Source organism: Acidithiobacillus sulfurivorans (assembly GCF_018853815.1).
Taxonomy (GTDB): domain Bacteria; phylum Pseudomonadota; class Gammaproteobacteria; order Acidithiobacillales; family Acidithiobacillaceae; genus Acidithiobacillus; species Acidithiobacillus sulfurivorans.
Genome location: NZ_JAAOMP010000018.1, coordinates 1 through 201 on the forward strand (window position 1 = coordinate 1; position 201 = coordinate 201).

General features: G+C 64.2%; 1 pseudogene. It reads left to right on the forward strand.

The window, feature by feature from the left end:
- Positions 1-201, forward strand: a pseudogene (locus HAP95_RS00895) (IS5/IS1182 family transposase); the annotation flags it as partial.

Genomic DNA, 201 nt, shown 5'->3' on the forward strand with positions numbered 1-201 from the left:
AGGCGGATCAGTCCGGGATTCCCGAGGGCGTGAATCTGCCCGAAGAGATCCAGCGCCGCACAGACCGGCTGGCCGTGATGGCAGCGGCCAAGGCGAAGATTGCCGAGCGGGCACAGGCCCGTTATGCCAAAGAGAAAGCGCAGTACGACACGCAAATGGCGCGCCGTGCGGAACAAGAAGCCCTGGGGCAAAAACCCCGAG